At 59.1% G+C, this 281-nt stretch carries 1 protein-coding gene; it reads left to right on the top strand.

Annotated features, from left to right (window positions below):
* Nucleotides 1-180: 180 nt before the first annotated feature.
* On the top strand, nt 181-281 hold a 101-nt coding region (locus H3V53_RS43510), incomplete at its 3' end, for a transposase (RefSeq protein WP_336603086.1).

Raw genomic sequence — 281 nt, 5'->3', positions numbered from 1 at the left:
CTGTCAATACGTCATTGATGATGATTTCAGTATGCCGCCCGATGCGACGACTCCCGACCCTCGGTCCGCGTGGACGCGGTTTCAGGGAACTCGCAACCGTGAGGCTGCCCCGGAATTCCGGACCAGTCAGAGGTGGAAAAATCCGGCATGATTCAGGAACTGCGACCAGGAGGTCATGCCGTGAAGAAGAGCAGGTACACCGACGAGCAGATTGCCTACGCGCTGAAGCAGGCCGAGCTGGGTACACCCGTAGCCGAGGTGTGTCGCAAGATGGGCATCAG

The organism is Paraburkholderia bengalensis (assembly GCF_037126505.1).
GTDB classification, from domain to species: domain Bacteria; phylum Pseudomonadota; class Gammaproteobacteria; order Burkholderiales; family Burkholderiaceae; genus Paraburkholderia; species Paraburkholderia bengalensis.
Note: the sequence above shows the minus strand (reverse complement) of the source record. Positions and strands in the feature narration are given on the sequence as shown.